At 49.4% G+C, this 21,257-nt stretch carries 22 protein-coding genes and 1 other annotated feature; all 22 genes read left to right on the plus strand.

What is annotated here, in order from left to right:
- Window positions 1-85 precede the first annotated feature (85 nt).
- The 22 genes from KJS69_RS02890 to KJS69_RS02995 all read left to right on the plus strand — a co-directional run bounded on the left by KJS69_RS02890 (window position 86) and on the right by KJS69_RS02995 (window position 21,218).
- Complete coding sequence (locus tag KJS69_RS02890) at window positions 86-1,468, plus strand: bifunctional folylpolyglutamate synthase/dihydrofolate synthase (protein WP_213581491.1); 1,383 nt, start codon at window positions 86-88, stop codon at window positions 1,466-1,468.
- A 7-nt stretch (window positions 1,469-1,475) separates the two neighbouring features.
- A complete protein-coding gene (gene murC / locus KJS69_RS02895; RefSeq protein WP_213581492.1) occupies window positions 1,476-2,864 on the plus strand; it encodes a UDP-N-acetylmuramate--L-alanine ligase in 1,389 nt (462 codons plus the stop codon).
- A gap of 215 nt (window positions 2,865-3,079) precedes the next feature.
- The gene (locus KJS69_RS02900; protein WP_213581493.1) at window positions 3,080-4,357 is read left to right on the plus strand and encodes an SPOR domain-containing protein; all 1,278 of its coding nucleotides are present in this window, start codon (window positions 3,080-3,082) and stop codon (window positions 4,355-4,357) included.
- A gap of 362 nt (window positions 4,358-4,719) precedes the next feature.
- A complete protein-coding gene (locus KJS69_RS02905) occupies window positions 4,720-4,962 on the plus strand; it encodes a DUF4321 domain-containing protein (protein WP_213581494.1) in 243 nt (80 codons plus the stop codon).
- 377 nt (window positions 4,963-5,339) lie between these two features.
- Window positions 5,340-5,942, plus strand: coding sequence for a Maf family protein (locus tag KJS69_RS02910; protein WP_213581495.1), 603 nt, complete (start codon window positions 5,340-5,342; stop codon window positions 5,940-5,942).
- Window positions 5,943-6,150: 208 nt separating this feature from the next.
- Window positions 6,151-6,840 (plus strand): RadC family protein, encoded by a 690-nt coding sequence (radC, locus tag KJS69_RS02915; RefSeq protein WP_213581496.1) that lies wholly within the window; start codon window positions 6,151-6,153, stop codon window positions 6,838-6,840.
- A gap of 46 nt (window positions 6,841-6,886) precedes the next feature.
- Window positions 6,887-7,921, plus strand: a complete 1,035-nt coding sequence (locus KJS69_RS02920; RefSeq protein WP_213581497.1) for a rod shape-determining protein — start codon at window positions 6,887-6,889, stop codon at window positions 7,919-7,921.
- Window positions 7,922-7,950: 29 nt separating this feature from the next.
- Window positions 7,951-8,814, plus strand: coding sequence for a rod shape-determining protein MreC (gene mreC, locus KJS69_RS02925; RefSeq protein ID WP_249730322.1), 864 nt, complete (start codon window positions 7,951-7,953; stop codon window positions 8,812-8,814).
- Window positions 8,814-9,341: a rod shape-determining protein MreD gene (gene mreD, locus KJS69_RS02930; protein ID WP_249730323.1), complete on the plus strand. Its 528-nt coding sequence runs from the start codon at window positions 8,814-8,816 to the stop codon at window positions 9,339-9,341. Before mreC ends, mreD begins: the two co-directional genes overlap by 1 nt.
- A gap of 68 nt (window positions 9,342-9,409) precedes the next feature.
- A complete protein-coding gene (locus KJS69_RS02935; protein WP_213581499.1) occupies window positions 9,410-10,069 on the plus strand; it encodes a septum site-determining protein MinC in 660 nt (219 codons plus the stop codon).
- A 26-nt stretch (window positions 10,070-10,095) separates the two neighbouring features.
- Window positions 10,096-10,890 (plus strand): septum site-determining protein MinD, encoded by a 795-nt coding sequence (minD, locus tag KJS69_RS02940; protein ID WP_213581500.1) that lies wholly within the window; start codon window positions 10,096-10,098, stop codon window positions 10,888-10,890.
- Between the two features lie 7 nt (window positions 10,891-10,897).
- On the plus strand, window positions 10,898-12,046 hold the full coding sequence (locus tag KJS69_RS02945; RefSeq protein WP_213581501.1) for an FtsW/RodA/SpoVE family cell cycle protein: 1,149 nt from the start codon (window positions 10,898-10,900) through the stop codon (window positions 12,044-12,046).
- A gap of 492 nt (window positions 12,047-12,538) precedes the next feature.
- The gene (locus KJS69_RS02950) at window positions 12,539-13,399 is read left to right on the plus strand and encodes a M23 family metallopeptidase (RefSeq protein WP_213581502.1); all 861 of its coding nucleotides are present in this window, start codon (window positions 12,539-12,541) and stop codon (window positions 13,397-13,399) included.
- Window positions 13,392-14,267, plus strand: coding sequence for a M50 family metallopeptidase (locus KJS69_RS02955; RefSeq protein WP_249730324.1), 876 nt, complete (start codon window positions 13,392-13,394; stop codon window positions 14,265-14,267). The genes KJS69_RS02950 and KJS69_RS02955 overlap by 8 nt, the downstream gene beginning before the upstream one ends.
- A gap of 38 nt (window positions 14,268-14,305) precedes the next feature.
- Window positions 14,306-15,550, plus strand: a complete 1,245-nt coding sequence (locus tag KJS69_RS02960; protein ID WP_213581504.1) for an Rne/Rng family ribonuclease — start codon at window positions 14,306-14,308, stop codon at window positions 15,548-15,550.
- A gap of 705 nt (window positions 15,551-16,255) precedes the next feature.
- Entirely contained in the window at window positions 16,256-16,912 is a 657-nt protein-coding gene (locus KJS69_RS02965) for an HAD family hydrolase (protein ID WP_213581505.1), read from the plus strand.
- 198 nt (window positions 16,913-17,110) lie between these two features.
- Window positions 17,111-17,198, plus strand: a sequence feature (ribosomal protein L21 leader region).
- A gap of 12 nt (window positions 17,199-17,210) precedes the next feature.
- Complete coding sequence (gene rplU, locus KJS69_RS02970) at window positions 17,211-17,522, plus strand: 50S ribosomal protein L21 (protein ID WP_213581506.1); 312 nt, start codon at window positions 17,211-17,213, stop codon at window positions 17,520-17,522.
- Window positions 17,523-17,533: 11 nt separating this feature from the next.
- Complete coding sequence (locus KJS69_RS02975; protein WP_213581507.1) at window positions 17,534-17,878, plus strand: ribosomal-processing cysteine protease Prp; 345 nt, start codon at window positions 17,534-17,536, stop codon at window positions 17,876-17,878.
- Window positions 17,879-17,884: 6 nt separating this feature from the next.
- Complete coding sequence (rpmA, locus tag KJS69_RS02980) at window positions 17,885-18,196, plus strand: 50S ribosomal protein L27 (protein WP_213581508.1); 312 nt, start codon at window positions 17,885-17,887, stop codon at window positions 18,194-18,196.
- A 182-nt stretch (window positions 18,197-18,378) separates the two neighbouring features.
- Window positions 18,379-19,128: a Spo0B domain-containing protein gene (locus KJS69_RS02985; protein ID WP_213581509.1), complete on the plus strand. Its 750-nt coding sequence runs from the start codon at window positions 18,379-18,381 to the stop codon at window positions 19,126-19,128.
- Between the two features lie 79 nt (window positions 19,129-19,207).
- Entirely contained in the window at window positions 19,208-20,515 is a 1,308-nt protein-coding gene (obgE, locus tag KJS69_RS02990; RefSeq protein ID WP_213581510.1) for a GTPase ObgE, read from the plus strand.
- 250 nt (window positions 20,516-20,765) lie between these two features.
- Window positions 20,766-21,218, plus strand: coding sequence for an ACT domain-containing protein (locus KJS69_RS02995; RefSeq protein WP_213581511.1), 453 nt, complete (start codon window positions 20,766-20,768; stop codon window positions 21,216-21,218).
- Window positions 21,219-21,257: the final 39 nt, after the last annotated feature.

A 21,257-nucleotide genomic window follows, 5' to 3' on the forward strand; every position in this document is an offset into this window, starting at 1 on the left:
GCTGAACCTGTCAAATTATAGCCTTAACTTCATATATTAACTTGAGAGTTCAAAAGGCAGACTTTTTGAACCTCCTCTTAAAAGGATGAGAGCAATGAATGGAAAAAGCGGACTGACAAGCTCAAGTTTTCAAACGTATGCCGAGGCTGTTGACTGGATTACCGGATTGCAGCCCTTCGGAATTCGCCCCGGATTGAAGCGGATGGAAACGTTCATGGAAAAGCTGGACCATCCGGAGCGGAGGCTCAAATTTATCCATGTAGCGGGAACGAACGGCAAAGGCTCTACCTGTGCCTTCCTGACCAAAGTGTTGCGTCGCAATGGATATGATGTCGGTACATTTACTTCCCCTTATATCGAGAAGTTCACGGACCGTCTTCGGTACAACGAAGAGGATATAGGCGAGGAAGATTTACTGCGGCTGGCCAACCGGCTTAAACCGCTGGCGGAAGAGATGGCCGCATCCGAGCTGGGTCACCCGACGATGTTCGAGTTTACGACGGCTCTGGCTATTCTCTATTTTGCGACCGTGGTTTACCCCGATTATGTCGTATGGGAAACCGGGCTGGGCGGAAGATTGGACTCGACCAATATTGTAAACCCTGTATTGTCGGTCATTACGAATGTTGGCCATGATCATATGGACGTGTTAGGAAATACTCTGGACCGGATTGCTTTGGAAAAAGCCGGCATAATTAAAGCCGGCGTTCCTCTTGTCTCCGCCGTGGAGCAGCCGGAGGCATTGGAGGCTATCGAGCAAGTTTGCAGAGACAAAAAATCGACGCATTACTGGCTCGGACGTGATTTCGAGTATCAGGTGGTATCGTCTGAGCTTAATCGGCAGCAGTTTGATTTTCGCGGGCCTTTTCGGGAGATGACAGGTTTAACGATTTCTCTTAATGGATATCATCAGTATAAGAACGCGGCTGTCGCTTTGATGGTTATTGAGGTTCTTCGCCAGTATTATGCTCTGATCGTGGAGAAAGAAGATCTATATGCCGCTTTAGCGGAGACGGTATGGCCGGGCCGGCTGGAAATGGTCTCTGACCACCCGCCTCTGCTCTTGGATGGAGCCCACAATCCAGAGGGAGCGGCGACGCTGGCGGAAGCATTGGCTTCCGTGTATAAGTACCGCAAGCTGCATCTAATGATCGGCATGCTGTCGACGAAGGAGCATTCTGACTACTTTAGGCATATACTGCCTTTGGCGGATACCGTTATCCTTACCGAGCCGAATTTCCGCAAAAAGCAAAGTGCCGAAGCTCTGGCGGTTAAAGCTCGTGAAGTGCTGCAAGAGCAAAATCGGGAAATCGAAATTACGGTGGAGCCCGATTGGAAGAAAGCATTGGAAATGCTGCTGAGCAGAACCGGTCCCGAAGATTTGGCAGTCGTCTCCGGAACCCTCTATTTAATTTCTGATGTCCGTTCATGGATTCTGTTTGAGTCCGAATCTGAAAAAGGTTGGTGAGCACATCGTGAACATTCCAGAGCACGTTCATTTTATCGGTATCGGCGGGTATGGCATGAGCGCCATCGCCAAAGTTATGCTGGAGATGGGATACAACGTCTCGGGTTCCGACTTGGCTTCGCAGGAATTGATTGAGAAGCTGGAGGCAAGAGGAGCCCAGGTTTATATCGGTCATCAGGCCAATCATGTCCAGGGGGCTGATTTGGTCGTTTATTCGACCGCATTGTCCAAAGATAATGTGGAGATGCGTAAAGCGGAGGAACTTCACATTCCCATTCTGCATCGTGCGCAAATGCTCGCCCGGCTAATGAACGAGCGGAAGGGGGTGGCGGTCGCCGGAGCACACGGCAAGACTTCAACCTCCTCCATGATCGCCCTGGTTATGGAACGATGTGAACAGGATCCGACCTACATCATTGGCGGAGAAGTGATGAATCTCGGCAACAATGCCAAGGCAGGGCAAGGAGATTTTGTTGTTGCGGAGGCGGACGAAAGCGACGGCTCCTTCCTGCAGTACCATCCCTTTCTGGCGGTGGTGACCAACATTGAAGCGGATCATCTGGAAAATTATGAGGGTGATTTTAATAAGCTTAAGCAGGCTTATGCTCAATTTTTATCTCAAGTGAGTCAGGGAGGGAAGGCGATCGTTTGTTATGATGACGAGAACCTTCAGGATTTGCTGCCAAGTATTCAGAGCGAAGTCATTACTTACGGCTTGCGCGAGGAAGCCGACTATATTGCATCTAATATACAGCTGGGGGACCGCAAGGTGTCGTTCGACGTTCGGCGACACGGCGAATGGCTGGGTCGAATTCACCTGTCCGTTCCCGGCAAACATAACGTCTACAATGCTCTGGCTACGTTAATTACCTGTATGGAAGCCGGCTTGAGCTTCGATCAGGTCGCGGAGGCCATCACCGAATTCCGGGGAGCTAAGCGCCGTTTCCAAGTGCTGGGTGAGATGGATGATGTTCTGGTCATTGATGATTACGCTCACCATCCCACAGAAATCGAAGCGACGATCTATGCTGCCAAGGCTACGGGCAAACGGATCATCGCTATTTTCCAGCCTCAGCGGTACACCCGTACCTTTTTCTTGTTGGAACAGTTTAGTCAAGCTTTCGGGCAGGCCGATGAGGTCATTATTACAGACATCTACAGTCCGGCTGGGGAGGCACAGATCGAAGGGGTGTCTTCTTCGAGGCTGGTGGAGCTTATCCGCAAGAACAGCAATCCGAATGTGACTTACATTCCGACAAAAGAAGAAGTGCAGAGCTTTTTGCTGGATCAGGTCAGACCTGGCGATCTCGTTCTGACGATGGGGGCCGGCGACATATGGAAGGTCGCTGCCGGCCTGGTTAATGAATGGGGAACGAGACAGCAAAAGGTCCAGTAGTCTCAGCCGTAAAAGACCTGATGACTGGTTGTATATGGCATTTTGCCTAATAATAGCAGATTTCTATAGTGGTTTGATGAAAACCCCCTTTTCTATGAGAAGGGGGTTTTCCTTTTTGCGGCCCGATTTTTCTGTGAACCGGGCTACTCTTCTTTCATATTTTGCAGGGACAGGTCATAGTCTAGTAGTACCAAGAAGGACAAGGGGAGAAAGCAATGAACAAAGCGAGGATCACATATCGACTGGACAATCAGCCGGATGGAGACCGGGAACGCACAAGGAAGCGGGGGCGGCATGCGGTGATTCCTCTTCATCAGGAGGAGTTTCAGGTGGTGGAGGAAACTCCGGATCGTCTTAACCAATATACAAGTGATTTCGGGACGTGGAAGAGTCCCTTTGATGAAGAAACGGAAAGAATAGAACGACTGATCCGGGAAACGACGGAACGCAGGCAGCCGGATTGGGATAACGAGCCGAAGGGCAATCCTCCGTCCCCGATTATAGAGGAGGAGCCGAGGCGAGAGAGGGAAGAAAGCTTGAGGGGTTCGTATTCCCCGCCCTATGAAGAGCAGCCGGTTATAACGACGACGAGATATGTCCGCTATTCTAAACCGCCCTGGCTCAAAATTGTTAGCGCCGTAGCCGCAGCTGTAGCTACCGGGGTGCTGCTAGGATTTTTCGTTTTGTCGATGTTGGGCGGCAAGGTGAGTCCACAGGAAATCGGAACGGGGGGCCAGATCTCACCGGATTCCGCAGCTTCGGTCAGCGGGACTGAAGGCGGAGAGGATGCTGGAACCATAGGGGCATCCGGGAACACGCAGAACGGGATGACAGAAGCAGTCTCCCAGAGCGCAGTCAGCGGGGTCGACATTCATATTGCGGCCAAAACTTTGTCAATACTCCAGAATGGAATATTCAGCACTGCAGAAGGAGCGCAGACGGCTCAGGAAGAATTGCGCCGCCAGGGGCTGGCCGGAGCTATCGAACAGTCCGACAGGCATTATGTATATGCTGGTATTGCGGCCGATCGCAATGATGCGCTTAATTTGAGCAAGGAACTGCAAAGCCGGCAAATAGAGATTTATGTCAAAAATTATTCTCTGCCGGCACTGACTAAAGTGAACTGGCCAGGCAGTACGGAGATACTGGAAAATTATTTGACGCAATCGGATCAGTTGGTCCAAATTATTAGCGGAATGACGGCTGTTCATCTGGAGGAAGCCACTCCGACACCGATGGATGAGAAAAGCATGCAGTCCTTGAAGGAGAGACATGAAGTGTGGAGCACGGCAGCCTCCAATGTATCCAGGGAAGCCCCGGAAGAGGCGAAGCCGATTCTGCAGAAGCTGGATCAGGCTATGAATACGGCCATCCAATCCATTGATGAGTATAAAAAGAATCCTGCCGGCTCGATGCTGTGGGAGGCCCAGACAAGCCTGATGAATTTTGTTCTCGCGGAGAAGGAATTGTTGGAGAAAATTGCAGTAAAGTAGCGTTTAATCAATTTGTGGAAGCACGTCCCGATGCGGATTATTCTCAATCGATATGAAGGAAGCTTTCATTCCGATGCTTAGCACCCTGTTGGGGAAATTGTGCCGCATCGGAATGATTTTTTTAATTGATAAGAATTTATCACTCCACTTTCCCAGAGCGAAAATCGGCTTGAAACCTTTGCAGTGACTGGAGCGCGAAGAGATCAGGTATCTTACTTTTTTTCGCCTAACGCCCTCTTTTTTCCTTTTTTCGACAAACCGGATGTGAAAATACGAATCTTTTCGACATTCATTGTATTGACATTCGTTAACCCGTATAATATGAATAGAGTTTGTAAATTTATCGCGAGGGACAACAGCTAATGAAGAAAAATACGCTAACTTTGATTTTGTTTTTACTGATCGGCCTGATAGCCGGGGCTATCATTACTCAACTACTCGCACCGGTACAAGCCCTTTCTTTTCTGACAAAATCGGCCGATATTGTTTGGCAGCCCAAAGCGGATTTACAAATTATTAAATATGATTTGTATTTTCAGATCAAACTAAATTTGGTAAGCATATTAGGGATTGTTCTGGCTATTTGGATTTATCGGAAGCTTTAATAACCGGTAAAAAGTGCGGAGAGAGGTTTGGAACGGGACCAGCGTTAGCTGTAAGCTTTCGTGAAGAACATCTATTCAAGTGTGCCTCTTGTATTTGTCGTCTAAAATCTTTATCAGGATGTGATAAATCCGCACTTTCGAGGACTATCACGGCTTAGGTTTTGATGAGTCTCCGTAACTTTCGCGTGAGCGGCTGCCTGATATCATTTGTGATCAAAAGGGAACTTTCTGAACAATCTATTTAAAGAGATTGTGTTTGGTGTAGGGAGGTTTTGGTGTGATCCCGCGCTCCAATAGGAATTCCTGGCTGGCCCATTGAACAGGCAACTGGAATAGTCGATGCTCCATAGCCAGTCTATTTTCGAGGAGGTTTCGTCGTGAGTTCAACACCTTCAGGCCGTCTTATTCTTGCTTCCACCTCACCGCGCAGGCGGGAATTGATCCGTAATCTCGGTCTTCCTTATGAGGTGATGGCTAGCGAAGCCGACGAAACGATCGAGGATGGATTAACTCCCGGACAGATTGTAGAAACGTTGTCCGAAAGAAAAGCCCGGGCTGTCTATGAACGTTTGCCCGCTGGCCCTCCACGTCAAATCGTGGTCGGTTCGGATACAATCGTTGTTTATAACGGAAGGGTGCTCGGCAAGCCGGAAGACCGGAATGACGCTCGAAGAATGCTTCAGATGCTGCAGGGCAGCACGCACCAAGTGTATACGGGCATTGCTTGCATCGAGACGGGGACGGGCAAGTCGTTGATTGCCCATCGGATGACGAAAGTCGTCATCAAGCCGCTCACTGAAAGCCAAATTGACCATTATATTGCAACGGGAGAACCGATGGACAAAGCCGGCTCCTACGCCATTCAAGGCATTGGGGCTACGATGGTGGAGTCGATCGAGGGCGATTATTTTAACGTGGTAGGACTTTCGTTAAATCTGCTTTCTGATATGCTTCAATCCTTTGATATCGACGTTTTGTAATAGGTTAATTAATCGGCGTTAAAGATTGTTAGTCCAGAAGGAGCGATAAACTGCGGAGCGGGTTTCTCCTTTGTATTTCACTGCACATACTTTGGGATACATAATGGAAATACAAGCAAGAGACTTGGAAGCCGGAGTCTTCTCTACGTAAAGTTTATTTCTGACAAAGCTTTAATGCCTTAATTTCTAACAAGGAAGTGGGGAGAGAATGGAATCTCAAACAATGACATTGAGCGAGATTCCCCATGAGGACAGACCTAGAGAACGAATGCAGCGGTATGGGGCTCATGCTCTGAGCAATGCGGAATTGCTGGCTATTTTGTTACGTACGGGAACCTATCAGGAATCAGCGGTTCAACTCGCACAGCGCATTTTGCGCGAGGCGGGGTCTTTGCGTGGCTTGGTTGAGATGAGCGTCGATCAGATGATGGAGACCCGAGGAATCGGCATGGCCAAGGCGCTCCAGCTCAAGGCAGGAATTGAGCTTGGTCGCAGGCTGGCGACCTCATTCCATCAGGAAGCTGTAACGATTCGATCTCCGCAGGATGTCCACTCTTTGCTCTCCGAAGATTTGAGATATTTACAGAAGGAACACTTCGTTTGCCTGTTTCTAAACACTAAGAATCATGTCCAGGCCAAGGAAACCTTGTCCATAGGCAGTCTTAACGCCTCTATCGTTCACCCCCGGGAGGTTTTTCTGGCAGCGATTCGAAGAAGCAGCGCATCTATTATTTGCGTACACAATCACCCCAGCGGCGATCCGACTCCTAGTCCCGAAGATATTGAGATAACCCAAAGGCTGGTTGAAGCGGGGCAAATTATCGGAATTGATGTGCTGGATCATATTATTATCGGAGATCGCAGTTATATCAGTTTGAAGGAAAAAGGGTATATGTAATATAATGATTAAATGCAGTTGAATTGCAGGAAGGGAGCTTCTATTTATGTTTGGTGGATTTTCAAAAGACCTGGGGATTGACCTGGGAACGGCTAATACCCTCGTCTATGTCAAAGGAAAAGGAATTGTCGTCAGGGAACCGTCCGTTGTTGCCCTGCGTACCGATACAAAAACGATAGAAGCGGTCGGGGAGGATGCCAAAAAAATGATTGGCCGGACTCCTGGCAATATTCGCGCCGTACGTCCCATGAAGGACGGTGTCATTGCCGATTTTGAAACGACGGCTACGATGATCAAATATTTTATCCGCCAGGCGTTAAAGCAGCGCCCTCTTTTTCAGCGCCATCCGAGTGTAATGGTATGTGTGCCTTCGGGCATCACCGCCGTGGAGAAAAGAGCGGTAGAGGATGCGACGAAGCAAGCCGGAGCGCGTGAGGCCTTTACGATCGAGGAGCCGTTTGCGGCGGCGATCGGGGCAGACCTGCCAGTATGGGAGCCCACTGGAAGCATGGTTGTCGATATCGGGGGCGGTACAACCGAAGTCGCAGTTATTTCTCTCGGGGGCATCGTTACCAGTCGCTCGATAAGAATTGCCGGCGATGATCTGGATGATGCCATCACCCAGTATATTAAGAAAATGTACAATTTAATGATCGGGGAGCGGACGGCCGAAACGATGAAGATTGAAATCGGCTCTGCCATTGCAATGGAAAAAAACGAAACGATCGAAATACGGGGACGCGACCTGGTGAGCGGATTGCCCAAAACGATGACGGTTACTTCGGAGGAAATTGCCGAGGCGTTGTCGGATCCGGTGACCAGCATCGTCGATGCGGTCAAGGTTACGTTGGAGAAATGTCCTCCGGAGCTGGCGGCAGACATTATGGATCGCGGCATCGTGCTGACCGGAGGCGGTGGATTGCTCCGCAATTTGGACAAGCTGCTGGCCAGAGAAACCGGGATGCCGGTTATGGTCGCCGAGAACCCTCTGGATTGCGTCGCTATTGGAACAGGAAGAGCGCTGGACAACATTCATTTGTTCAAAGCCAAATCTACAGCCGGAGGTCGAGTTAGACGGTAAAATGACGATAGATTAGAAGGTGGATCTGTTTGTTCAAATTTATGGGAAACAAAAAAATTGTTGTCCTTTTGGTTTCCTTGATCATCTTCGTTATTTTGATGGGTTTGACGATGCTGAGACCTGGAATGAGCTGGCCCGAAAAGTTCGTAAAAGACACGGTCTCCTGGACCCAAGGGCTATTCTACAGACCCGCTCAAGCGATAGCGGGTTTCTTTCAGGATATCCGCGATTTAAAAAATTTGTACGACGAAAACAAAGTGCTCAGAGCAACATTTTCTCACTACGCCAAAGACACGATGAGGCTGAATAAGCTGGAGGCGGACAACAAAAATTTGAAAGAGTTGCTGGAGTTTACCAATAGGCAGAAAGGCTTGGACAACTACAAATATCATGTGGCCCAAGTCTACGCTATGAGCGCTGACCCATATAGCGGCGTCGTCAACATCGATTTAGGGGAGAGAGACGGGATCCGTAAGGATATGGCCGTTGTTTCCGTCCATGGGCTGGTGGGACGGATCGACAAAGTGTCTGAATTTACCTCCAGCGTGCAGCTGCTGACTGAACTCGACGCGACGAACAACCTTTCCAAGGCAATTTCTGCAACGGTCAAAGGGAAAGAAAAATCATTTGGCATTATTCAAAACTACGACCACGAATCCCAGATGCTCGTTATGACCAATATTGATACCAACGACGATCTTGTCGAAGGCGATACCATCATTACTTCAGGAATGGGGCTTGTTTTTCCGAAAGGAATTGAGATTGGCACCGTCATCTCCAAGGAAGACGGTGATTTCGGCATCAACTATGTAGCCAAAATCAAGCCGTCCGCGACTTTTCGCCATCTGAGCGAGCTGATGGTCGTGGAAGTTCAAGATCCCGAGGTGAATTGATGGGACGCAATAAATTAACGCTTCTGTTGTTGCTGTTATTTCTGCTTGAGGGCACGGTAGCCAAATGGATTATCCCGCCCTCCTGGCAGCTGCAAGTAGTCGTCACTCCGCATTTGACCTTGGTAGCCATTATGTTCATAGGCATCTATCTTAATAAAAGGTTGGGGCTCGCTTACGGGCTGGGGTTCGGCCTGCTCCACGACATTGTCTATTACGGCCCGATGATTGGGACTTATTGTATGACTATGGGGGTCATCGGCTATTTAAGCGGATACATCCCCTTCCGTTCGCAAGCCAATATTATGACGAGCTTATTTCTGGTCGTTTCCGGCAACCTGCTTTTCGAATGGATGATTTACGGAATATACCGGGTGACACAAATCCGGCATATGGATCCTCAGTGGGCGTTTATGAATATCATGCTCCCGACTATTTTGGTCAATTTGCTTTTTGCATTGATGATTTATGTACCCATGAGAAAAATGCTGGATCATATCCGTAAAATTCAAAAGCGGGAGAAGGAGTAATTTTCATGCCGGGGGAGGAAAAGCGGCTGGACGAATGGAATTGTTAGGGCAGGAGGTTACGAAGGAACATGACTGCAGCCAAACACCATGTTACGATAAAAGGGGTTAAGGACGGGCTGGTTTTCGTTCTGGACGATACCTGCCGCTTAACGGATTTGCTGAAGGAGTTGCAGCATAAGCTCGAGAAAACTCATCAGAAAATCTTAACCGGACCGCTAATTCGAGTCTATGTCAAATTGGGCAAACGTGTCATTAATGAGGCGGAGCAAGAGCAGATTAAAGAAATTATTGGCAAGCGCGGCAATCTGATTATTCAGTCGTTCGAAACTTCAGTGCCAACGGCCCTTCCTTCCGATATAGTTCCAAGCGGCATTAAAGTGATGACGGGAATTGTGCGCTCAGGGCAGACTGTCTCTCATGACGGTAATTTGATGTGGCTCGGCGACGTCAATCCCGGAGGAACGATATTGTCAACCGGTGACATCTTTATTATGGGTTCTCTGCGTGGTTTGGCGCATGCGGGAAGCGAAGGCAATGAGCAGTCGATTATCGCCGCCTCTCACATGAGGCCCACCCAGCTTAGAATCGCCGGCATTTTCAGCCGTCCGCCGGACGAATGGGGCATTGATGAAGCTTTAATGGAATTTGCCTATATCCAGAACGGAATGATGGAAATTGATAAGATTTATCATATCCATCGCCTGCGGCCGGAACTGGGCAAAGGTTAAATTTATTGGGAAATGGGAGTGAGCATATGGGAGAGGCAATCGTCGTCACTTCCGGTAAAGGCGGTGTGGGCAAAACGACGACGTCCGCCAATGTCGGTACTGCCTTGGCCCTCCAAGGCAAGAAAGTTTGCATGGTGGATACCGATATCGGCCTGCGCAACCTGGACGTCGTCATGGGATTGGAAAACCGGATCATCTATGATCTGGTAGATGTAGTAGAAGGACGATGCCGGCTTAGCCAGGCATTAATCAAGGACAAACGGTTCGAGGAGCTGTACCTTCTGCCAGCCGCCCAAACGAGTGACAAGCATTCCGTGTCTCCGGATAATGTTCGCGATATTGTGTTGGAGCTGAAGAAAGATTTCGAGTTTATTGTCATTGATTGTCCGGCGGGAATCGAACAGGGCTTCAAGAATGCGGTGGCCGGGGCGGATAAGGCCATCGTCGTTACAACCCCCGAGAATGCGGCTGTACGAGACGCCGATCGGATTATTGGCCTATTGGAGAAGGAAAACGTCGAATCCCCCAAGCTGATCATCAACCGAGTTAAAGGAAGTATGATGAAAAAAGGGGAGATGCTGGATATCGACGAAATATGCTCGGTTCTTGCCATCGACTTGCTCGGGGTTGTGCCCGATGATGAGCAGGTGATTAAAGCCGCCAATTCCGGTGAGCCGACGGTGATGAATCCGGACTCCCGGGCCGCTCTTGCCTATCGCAATATTGCCCGTCGGATACTAGGGGATACCGTGCCTCTCTTGTCGTTGGAAGAGAAGCCCGGCATTTTCAAAAAAATGAAACAGTTCTTCGGGATGGGATGATCTAACCGTGCTCGCTAAACTTAAGAGGATCGATTGGTATATCGTTCTGATCCTTAGTGTCTTCATGATCATCAGCTCGCTTCTCATTTATAGCGCAACGGTTGATGTGCCGAAGTATGCTCATCTTAATTTTCATGTTAAAAATTTCATATATTACGGGCTGGGATTTCTGCTTTTTATGGTCGTATCGTTAGTCGACTATCGGCTCATTATGAAGTTCTCCTGGTACGCTTACGGATTAGGAATCCTTCTGCTACTGGGCCTGTATAAATGGGGGGTAGTCCGCGACGGGGCCATTGGCTGGTATCAGCTTCCCGGCAACTTCGATTTTCAGCCTGCGGAATTCATGAAGCTGGCCCTCATTATGGTGATTGCTTCCTTCATGGGCCTGAGGCAGGGAGAATCGCTGCGGACGATAAGGGATGTCATCCCGATCGGGTTGATCGTCTTCGTCCCGTTTATCCTCGTCTTCCAGCAGCCGGACTTGGGCAATGCAGTTATCTATTTGGCTATTCTGCTGGGTATGCTGTGGATCGGCAATGTGCCGTTCAAGCATGCCTTGATCGGAACTGTAATCGCAGCAGTTTGCATAGGCTCGTTCTACTATTTGTACCAGCATTATCATGATCCGATCGAGGCCTACCTGCAGGCCAATAACAAAGGGCACTGGGTCAAAAGGATCGATACTTTTTTAAACCCGGAGCAGGTGGATAAGGATGCGCGTTTTCACCTGGAGAGAGCCCAGATTGCTATCGGCTCCGGTTCCTTGATGGGGGACGGATACCTCAAGGGAGACTCGATTCACAACAACTTCGTTCCTGTTGCGTATTCGGATGCTATCTTTGTTGTCGTCGCTGAGGAGTTCGGCTTTGTCGGCTCGGCGGTGCTGCTTATGCTGCTGTTCAGCTTTCTGTATCGGATGATTCTGATTGCGCTGCAATCGAATGACCGGCGAGGCTCCTTTGTCGTGATCGGAATCGTATCCATGTATGTCTTTCAAATTTTTCAAAATATCGGCATGTGGTTCGGACTGTTGCCGGTTACCGGGATCACGCTTCCTTTTATCAGCTACGGAGGAACGTCGCTGTTGATCAACATGGTTTCGATCGCCATCGTAATAAGTGTTCAGATTCATCAGGATACGGAAGAAGAGTGACGCTGGACAGTAATGCTGAGAATGAACTTGAACAATGACCTGAAGAGTCGCACCGAAGAATTCCAAGAATAGCTAAACTATATAAATTGAACTAATGATTGAATAGGTCATGAAGTGGAGAAAGAAAGATGCTTCCAGGGCGAGTTTTGGCTTTGTATTCCTACCATCCGAAGGCCCATCCAAATAGAAGGAATACAAAACAAGATGTTTGAAGCTTCGGAGGCACTTTCCTTCGGAACGGAATGAGAGCTATTCTTTAGTTCAACATATATATTTGCTAGTAAGCTCTTGTTTTCGCCATACCGATCAAAAGGGGCGGAAGCGGGGGCTTATTTTGTTGTTTGGCGAGCTTTGGAGTGAAGACAATACCTTGTTCATAAACCTCCCCCAACGGACATAGGATGAAGTAAACAAGCAGTAAGTGGAATTTAATAAGTCCGCATGGAAGAAGCCGTTAGAAGTAGGGCAAGTCCAAACCGGGAGGGGTATGTGGTGGAAGTAAAAAGCAATGTGCGCCAGCGCAGACAAGAGCGAATTAAATCGATCCAGAATGACGGTCCGGACAGCATTCAACCGAAGGTTTCACTTCCGGTAATCGAACCGCCCTCCCCAATGGATGAAAGGTGGTCTGACCCGGAATATGTTTGGAAGATCAGACAAAGACAATGGATGGAGGCCGCCGTCCGTTCCTCTAATCGGGAATCGGATGAGGGGGGAGCCGGGGGGAATCGGTTTGTCCCGAGCGGTAAAACCATTTGGGCGAAATTGTTGATTAGTATAATATGCTTCTTGCTCGTTGGAGGGTTGTTCAAGTTCGAGCACCCTTGGGCGGTTCAGGGCAGACATTGGGTAAGCACTGCCTTGACAGAGGACATGCCCTTTACCGTCTTTGCCGGATGGTATGAGCGGACCTTTGGCGGCCCCCCTTCTTTTTTACCGGCTTTTCGCGGCAAGAAGGAGCAGGAGGCCCATAAAGTTAACTCTCCTCAGCTCAGGCATTTTACCGTTCCGGTGCAAGGAACGATTATTTCTTCCTTTACGGAAACCGAGCCGTGGATCGTTGTGCAGACGACAGGGGAAGCGCCGGTCTATGCGATGGATACAGGAAGAGTTGAATTTGCCGGCTATATGGAAGACACAGGCTATACGATCGTGATTCGTCACGCGAATGGATTACAGTCTATTTATGGATATTTAAAATCGAATTTATGGGAAGTCAACGACTGGATCGAGGGCGGGGAATTACTCGGAAAGACCCAACCGGGAACCGGCCGCTGGCCGCAGCAATTGTATTTTGCCGTTAAGAAGGAAGAGGAATCGATAAACCCGGCGGATGTGGTTGCCTTTGAATAAGTGGCTCGGAACCCGCTATCGTCTACATCCTCTATTTGTTGTCATGATGCTCCTGTCTCTGATTACGGGCTATTTTCTGGAACTGCTCACCCTGTTCGGCATCGTATTCATTCACGAGCTTGGGCATGTATTTACAGCCAAGAGCTTCGGATGGAACGTAACGGAGGTCCGTCTGCTTCCCTTCGGGGGAGTGGCGGTCGTGGAAGAAAGCGGGAATGTTCCGGCCAGGGAAGAATTGATTGTAGCGTTGGCGGGTCCCTTGCAGAATGTCTGGATGGCTCTATTTGCTCTATTTATAATGGCGATGGGCGGATCCGATCCGGAATGGTGGGTTTATTTCATGAAGGCAAATTTGTTGGTGGGCGCTTTTAATCTGCTGCCGATTCTCCCGTTGGACGGAGGGAAAATCATGCAAGCTTCTCTCAGTTACCTATTGCCCTATCATCGCACCTTGTTCATTACGACTGTGATAAGCCTTATTATGAGCGTTGGCCTGGTCGTTATTGCCATGCTCCCTTGGTCTGGAGGGGGAATTCAATTAAACCTGCTGGTCATCGGCCTGTTCCTTCTTTATTCCAATTGGTACGGGTATCGTCATCTTCCTTTTCAATACATTCGATTTTTGATGAGCCGTCACGACCGATTTGCCGCACATTGGATGCGTGGAGCTATCGCTCAGCCGATTATTGTGTCCGGGAGCCATCGGGTTCCGGAGATCATCAGGTTATTTATGAGGGAACAGTACCACTTGATCTATATTATGAGTGAGCGCGGGGTGATCCGGCATGTCGTGCCGGAGCAGAGACTGATCGATCTTTATTTTAGTGAAAAAAAAAGGAATTATGCGATTTCCGACCTGTTCGTGTAAAATGAAGAATAGCGGCTTAATGGATCAGAGGTGATCGTTTGAAACAAGTATTAGTTCAGAACGGGCGAGGCTTATGCAGCATTGCCGTCGTCGAGGACGGACAACTGATGGAATATTATGTGGAGCGTCCGTCCGAAATGGAGAAGGCAGGGCATGTATATAAAGGCAAGATTGTCAATGTGGTGCCGGGTCTTCAGGCTGCATTCGTAGATATTGGCCTGGAGAAAAACGCTTATTTATATATCGATGATCTGCTGCCTGCTCATTTGGAGAAACAGCCGGAGGACAAACCTCCGATTCGCGATTTGGTTAAAGAAGGGCAGACCGTGGTCGTTCAGGTGAAGAAGGAACCAGTCGGAACGAAAGGAGCCCGGGTAACGACTCATTGCACCATACCGGGGCGGTGGCTTGTGTTTCTTCCGGAGGCAGATTATTCGGCCGTTTCAAGAAAAATTGACGACTCCGAGGAAAAAGTTCGTCTGAAACAAATTGCGGATGACATTCGCCAGCCGGGCGACGGCATCATTGTTCGGACGCTTGCACAAGGGCAGACAGCGGAAGTATTGAAGGATGACTTCCGACTGCTTAAAGAGGTCTGGTCAGAGGTAGAGGAGAAGGCCCGTCTCAGTTCCGCTCCCCGTTTGTTGTATCGGGATCTCTCGCTTTTGCCTCGCCTGGTAAGAGATTTGTTTACCGATGCTGTGGACGAATGGATTGTCGATAACACTCAGGCCGGGGAAGAAATAAAAGCCATGCTGAACGAGCTGGCTCCCGAGCTGGCGGACAGGGTGAAGATTCATTCTTCCGGCCATCCGCTTTTTGAAGCCTACGGTATTGCCGGCGAATTGGAAGCCATGTCCCGCCGACAGATCTGGTTGAAGTGCGGAGGTTATGTTATTGTTGATCGAACGGAAGCACTGACCGTCATTGATGTGAATACGGGCAAATATACAGGAGAAGACGATTTCGAGCACACCGCCTTCGCGACTAATGTGGAGGCTGCCAGTCTGATTGCGCGGCTGATCCGCTTCCGGGATTTTGGCGGCATTCTGCTGATCGATTTCATCGATATGGAGCAGGAGGCCCACCGGCAAGCCGTCGAAGAGACGCTGAGAGAAGGGGTCAGCGGGGATCGAACCCGGACCAATCTCGTGGGCTGGACGAAGCTGGGGCTGTTCGAACTGACCCGTCAGAGAAGCCGGCCGGCCGTAGATGAACAATTCAACAACCGCTGTCCGCATTGCGGAGGGAGCGGTCGAATTCTTTCCACGAGTGTCAGGTAGAGGCAAATTTGTGTACGGGCTGTACGGGGCCGGGGGCTCCGGCGCCCGACCGCTCAAGAATCTAACGGAGGAAGGCCTTCCCTCCGGGCTGTCTCAGGAGGCGTGTGGAGGTCTGTGTAGCATTCAAAGCAATACAGAGCTCCATCATCCCCCACAACTCCATTGAGGAAGCCATCCATGCAATACACTTCTTTGTCACATTGACAGCATCCCCCGATATACTCCTTCATTCCATCCTCTCCTTTTCGCGAGATCTCAAAGTGAAGTCATTTAATTATCGCTGCAAGTTAAGTTTGGACGCCCGAACCGCTGTTACCCAGAGGATTGCAGGCAAGCCCCTTGGAAAAATGGGGAACTAAAGTGCAGAAATTCACTTTAATCTTCCCTTTTTTGGAAAAGTCCTGACTATAAAAAATATTATACCAAGTTTCATTATAGTTGTGCTCAAAACGGTAATTATCCCTTTGGACAGTGTATTCTGAACCATTAAATGGAATTTGCACCGTTAGTTTCTGCTGGGTTATTTACAAATTGGAAACAAACGGATATCATTATACTACGATGACATGGCAATGTGATAACTTGGTAATGCATTAAAGTAATTTATCACTTCATTGAGATTTCCCAAGGCGCGATGTACGTTGCGTGATCATGGTCAATCGCAGATATTGCGGATGATTCGATCTTTAATGGAGGAGGGTATCGATGATTGAGGCGGTTGTTTTTGATTTCGACGGATTAATAAGGGATACGGAGACGTATGAATATTATTCATTTGAGGAATTGTTAAAAGAATATGGCGTCGAGCTGCCATTGCTAATGTATGGACAACGAATTGGAGGGGATATGCATTCGTTCTGTCCATATACCTATCTTGAGGAATGTATCGGCCAATCGTTAGACCGCGAAAGCTTGAGAAAGCGGCGTTGGGAAATCTACACGGATTTGATCTTACACGAAATGGCCAGACCTGGAGTGGAGAATTATTTAGCTTCGGCTCAAGCCATGGGCTTGAAGATAGGCTTGGCGTCCAGCGCGCCATACAACTGGGTTATGCCAAATTTGGAGGAGCTCGGTTTAACGCACTTTCAATGCATCCGCACCCATGAAGATGCCGCTAAGGTTAAACCCGATCCCGAGCTCTATCTTCAAGTATTGAAGGCATTCGGAGTACGTCCGCAGCATGCGGTTGCTTTCGAGGATTCCCCTAACGGAGCATTGGCTGCCGTCAGAGCCGGAATGCGCTGCGTCATTGTGCCTAACACGCTTACGAAGCAACTGCCATTCGAGAGCTGCGATCTGCGTTTGGATTCCATGCTGGATATGGAATTGGAGGAGGTCATCGCGCGGCTGACCGGATGACAGTCCTGGGGCGAGGCTCCCCGCAAAGTACTCGGAAAAACTTCGAAGGCGTACGTCACATTGTGGGAAGTTCTTCGGAGTTTCTCGCAAGTACTCGGCAAAGCATCGAAAGGACACGTCACTTTTCGTTGCAATTTTGTCGCATTTACGTTGCTTTCCATAGGACGATGTGGTAGAATGATTCAGGTATGTTGCTGCAACATGCTGTAACCGCACATGTCGGGTACGAAGTGCCGAATTTCGCAAGGGCAAGGCCACCTGGACGATGGCGAGTCTGAGACATGAGGAGGTGCAACGAATGTACGCAATTATTGAAACTGGCGGAAAGCAGTACAAGGTTCAAGAAGGCGATGCGCTTTACATCGAGAAGCTGAATGTGAACGAAGGCGATGTGGTTACTTTTGACCGGGTTCTTCTCGTTTCGGGAGACAAGGGCGTTTCGATCGGATCTCCGGTCGTTTCCGGCGCTTCGGTTTCTGCGAAGGTAGAGAAGCAGGGCAAAGGCCGCAAAGTACTGGTTTACAAATACAAGGCGAAGAAGAATTACCGCCGCAAGCAAGGCCACCGTCAACCCTACACTAAAGTGGTCATTGAGAAAATTCAGGCGTAACGGGTCGGCCGATGATTAAAATCATCATTAACAGGCGGACTTCAGACGATGCCATCCACTCCTTCTCTGTGCAGGGACATGCCGATTTTGCCGAGTCTGGCAAAGACATCGTGTGCGCTGGCGTTTCCGCGGTTACTATCGGGACAGTGAACGCGATAGAGGAACTGCTTGGCATTGTGTCGGATACAGTCATGAAGAGCGGCCGGCTTACGGCTCGTTTTCCAGAGAGACTGCCTGACGAGCAGGAGGAGAAGCTGCAGCTTCTGTTGGAAGCGATGGTCGTCACGCTGAAATCTATTGAACAATCTTACGGTTCCTATATAACGATCAGTCAATTAAACGGGAAAAGGAGGTAGACCGATATGTTGAAGTTGGATCTTCAGTTATTCGCATCGAAGAAAGGTGTCGGTTCCACGAAGAACGGCCGGGACAGCATTGCCAAGCGCCTTGGCGTGAAGCGTGCCGATGGTCAGCTGGTGACAGCCGGAAGCATTCTTGTCCGTCAACGCGGAACCAAAATCCATCCGGGAACGAATGTCGGAATCGGCTCCGACGATACTCTTTTTGCGAAAGTGGAAGGCGTGGTCAAGTTTGAACGCTGGGGTCGCGATCGTAAAAAAGTAAGCATCTACCCGGCAACGGATGCGCCTGTCGCAGCAACGGTAGAAAGATAATCAACGGTGAACAAGACTCCGGCAGCTCCTGCCGGAGTTTTTTCTCTCTCTATATCGTACATAAGGCATTCATCTTCTGTGCCATAATCGTTAATCCCCTATTTTCGAGGCATATAGATGAAGTCCGATTAGGAAGATGCTATACTTGAACAATGTGAATCCATGGGGGACGGTGCGAAGCCATGAATCGGACGAAAATTTTGCGGTCTTTGACTATGCTTATTTTCTTGGGCTCTTTATTAACGCTCGCCGCGGTGGGGTTGCCTTCCTATGTGCGTTGGGTTGTTGCAGCCCTGCTTGCGGTAAGTGGTTATGCGTTCTATGAGCTGGAGCGAAGACGCTTGCAATGTACACATGACGAACGCCTGGTACAGACGGTCAATCATCACCGCCATGATTGGATGAACGACTTTCAAGTGCTGCTTGGGCTGTTAAAGCTTAAAAAGTATGATAGCATGCAGCCTTATATGGATAATATAAGAGTAAGAATGCATCAGGAGAGCTGTATGGCTAAATTGGGCTCCTCCTCGTTGATTGCTTACTTAATGTCGTTCCGCACAAAGCGGCGACCCTTGGAATTGGAGATGTGCGTAGAGCAGGAAATTAATCTGGCCGAGTTATCCGTCGGGGCCGATCAGGTTGTGGAAGTTCTGCAAAGTACGGTTGAGCATTATTGCCGGTGTGCGGAAGAAACCGACGGGGAGCCGAACCAGCTCAGCATCGAGCTTGGTGTCGAGATGGAGGATTTGCTTCTGGATTGTGTATATAGCGGGGGCTACCGGGTGGACAAGCTGCGGGAAGCTGTCTCGGAGTTAAGGCGCAAGTGTGGCAGCCGGGCTCATCTGGAAGCAGAGCTCGACGAAGATAAAGCCGTTCTCACCTTTCGTTTTCCGAATGTATTGGTCCGGGATCGGTGTGATGCCGCGGGTTGAGTTCCAATATCGATACGTCCCGTAATTGTATTTATTCGTCAGACTAATAAGCTTGAGAGAAAGTCGGGGTGATCCGGTTATGTTTGTAGACAAAGCTAGAATATTCGTCAAGGGCGGAGATGGAGGCGATGGGATCGTTGCCTTTCGCCGGGAGAAATACGTTCCTGAGGGAGGTCCGGCCGGTGGCGACGGAGGCCGGGGGGGCGATGTCATCTTCCGGGTCGACGAAGGCCTGAGAACGCTGATGGATTTTCGCTATCAACGCCATTTTAAGGCCCCGCGGGGAATCAAGGGACGGAATAAAACAATGCACGGAGCTAACGCCGAGCATTTGATCGTCCGGGTACCGCCGGGGACGATCGTCATCGATGAAAATACTCAGGAAATCGTTGCCGATCTGACCAATCACGGTCAGGAAGTTGTGGTGGCGAAGGGAGGCCGCGGAGGCCGGGGCAACACCCGCTTCGTGACTGCCAAGCATACCGCTCCGGAAATTGCCGAGCGGGGAGAAGAAGGCGAGGAGCGCTGGCTCGTCCTTGAGCTGAAGGTAATGGCCGATGTAGGGCTTGTTGGCTTTCCGAGTGTTGGCAAATCAACACTGCTTTCCGTCGTTTCCGCCGCCCGCCCCAAAATTGCCGATTATCCCTTTACAACGTTGTCCCCGAATCTGGGAGTTGTCGATACAGACGACGGCAGAAGCTTCGTCATGGCCGACCTGCCCGGTCTGATTGAAGGGGCCCATGAAGGCGTCGGCTTGGGACATGAGTTTTTGCGACATATTGAGCGTACCCGGATTATTGTCCATGTCGTAGACATGTCGGTCACGGAGGAAGAGGGACGCGATCCTTATACGGATTGGTTGAAAATCAACGAAGAAATCCGACTGTATAACGCCAAGCTTGAGGACAGGCCGCAGCTGGTAGTCGCCAATAAAATGGACATACCCGAGGCGGAAGAGAAGCTGCAGCGGTTTAGCCAGCAGCTGCTTGAGAACCACGGGGTGGAGAAGGTGTACGCTATCTCTTCGGCTACCCATCGAGGGATTAAAGAGTTGATTTACGCTATTGCAGATCAGCTGGATGCCATTCCCGAGGCACCTCATGTCGAGGAAGTAGCGGAAGTCGCGGAACGAAAAATATACCGCTATGAACAGAAGGATGAAAAAGAGTTTACCATTCGCCGGGAGAACGAAACCTTTGTCATCGAAAGTCCGGCCATTGAAAATCTGCTGAAGCGGACACAATTTGGCTCCCATGATGCGGTTATGCGCTTTGCCCGGATTATGCGCAAGATGGGTGTGGACGATGAGTTGCGCAAACGAGGGGCAACTGACGGTCAGATCATTCGGATCGGTGAGTATGAATTTGAATTTGTGGAGCAGGGCTAACCCTTCCCCATGCTCATCCGGAGCTTAAGCTCCACATCCTGACGGACAAAAGGCTACAGTGCAGATCGTCTTTTCCGATGAGAAGACGAGGCTGCGTTTTTTTGTTTTCAGTTGGTTTCTGTTATATAGGTTCTGGGGCTCCCCGCAAAGTAATGGGTTTAATTATTTGCCTATTGCCACGCCGTCGGCAATCCGTTATAATGTCCACTAGGTAGGAACAAAAGTGTGTGTGAGGAGGACGAATGGCGGTATGTCGGAGGGAAACAACAAGGACCCCTTTTATTTGGTTCGTGAAGATATATTGCCGGAAGCCGTTCTTAAAACGATGGAGGCCAAGGAGCTTCTCGCTCGTGGGGAAGCGAAGACGATTCATGAAGCGGTGGATAAGGTGGGAATCAGCCGCAGTGCTTTTTATAAGTACAAAGATGGAATCTTCCCTTTAAGCAAAGTCGATAAGGAAAGGATCGTTACCGTATCGATGAATCTTGAGCACCGATCCGGGATATTGTCCAAAGTCCTTGCCTGCATAGCAGGTATTGAAGGAAATGTCCTGACCATTCATCAGACGATTCCGTTGCAAGGGATGGCCAATGTCGTCATATCCGTCGATACATCCAGAATGGAGGATCCCATCAGCGGGATGCTGAAGGCGTTGAATGAAATGGATGGAGTTCGTAAAGCGCTTGTCATCGGACAAGGTTGAATGAACCTGTCTGATCTTTTGAATAGGTAAAAATAGAAA

Origin of the sequence: Paenibacillus sp. J2TS4 (assembly GCF_018403245.1) — a bacterium.
In the GTDB taxonomy this organism is placed as follows: domain Bacteria; phylum Bacillota; class Bacilli; order Paenibacillales; family NBRC-103111; genus Paenibacillus_L.

What these genes read in the sequence shown, in the direction of transcription:
- KJS69_RS02890 (WP_213581491.1), top strand. Translation starts at nt 86, where the DNA reads ATGAGAGCAATGAATGGAAAAAGCGGACTGACAAGCTCAAGTTTTCAA.
- KJS69_RS02900 (WP_213581493.1), top strand. Translation starts at nt 3,080, where the DNA reads ATGAACAAAGCGAGGATCACATATCGACTGGACAATCAGCCGGATGGA.
- KJS69_RS02905 (WP_213581494.1), top strand. Translation starts at nt 4,720, where the DNA reads ATGAAGAAAAATACGCTAACTTTGATTTTGTTTTTACTGATCGGCCTG.
- radC (WP_213581496.1), top strand. Translation starts at nt 6,151, where the DNA reads ATGGAATCTCAAACAATGACATTGAGCGAGATTCCCCATGAGGACAGA.
- KJS69_RS02920 (WP_213581497.1), top strand. Translation starts at nt 6,887, where the DNA reads ATGTTTGGTGGATTTTCAAAAGACCTGGGGATTGACCTGGGAACGGCT.
- mreD (WP_249730323.1), top strand. Translation starts at nt 8,814, where the DNA reads ATGGGACGCAATAAATTAACGCTTCTGTTGTTGCTGTTATTTCTGCTT.
- KJS69_RS02935 (WP_213581499.1), top strand. Translation starts at nt 9,410, where the DNA reads ATGACTGCAGCCAAACACCATGTTACGATAAAAGGGGTTAAGGACGGG.
- minD (WP_213581500.1), top strand. Translation starts at nt 10,096, where the DNA reads ATGGGAGAGGCAATCGTCGTCACTTCCGGTAAAGGCGGTGTGGGCAAA.
- KJS69_RS02965 (WP_213581505.1), top strand. Translation starts at nt 16,256, where the DNA reads ATGATTGAGGCGGTTGTTTTTGATTTCGACGGATTAATAAGGGATACG.
- rplU (WP_213581506.1), top strand. Translation starts at nt 17,211, where the DNA reads ATGTACGCAATTATTGAAACTGGCGGAAAGCAGTACAAGGTTCAAGAA.
- KJS69_RS02975 (WP_213581507.1), top strand. Translation starts at nt 17,534, where the DNA reads ATGATTAAAATCATCATTAACAGGCGGACTTCAGACGATGCCATCCAC.
- rpmA (WP_213581508.1), top strand. Translation starts at nt 17,885, where the DNA reads ATGTTGAAGTTGGATCTTCAGTTATTCGCATCGAAGAAAGGTGTCGGT.
- KJS69_RS02985 (WP_213581509.1), top strand. Translation starts at nt 18,379, where the DNA reads ATGAATCGGACGAAAATTTTGCGGTCTTTGACTATGCTTATTTTCTTG.
- obgE (WP_213581510.1), top strand. Translation starts at nt 19,208, where the DNA reads ATGTTTGTAGACAAAGCTAGAATATTCGTCAAGGGCGGAGATGGAGGC.
- KJS69_RS02995 (WP_213581511.1), top strand. Translation starts at nt 20,766, where the DNA reads ATGTCGGAGGGAAACAACAAGGACCCCTTTTATTTGGTTCGTGAAGAT.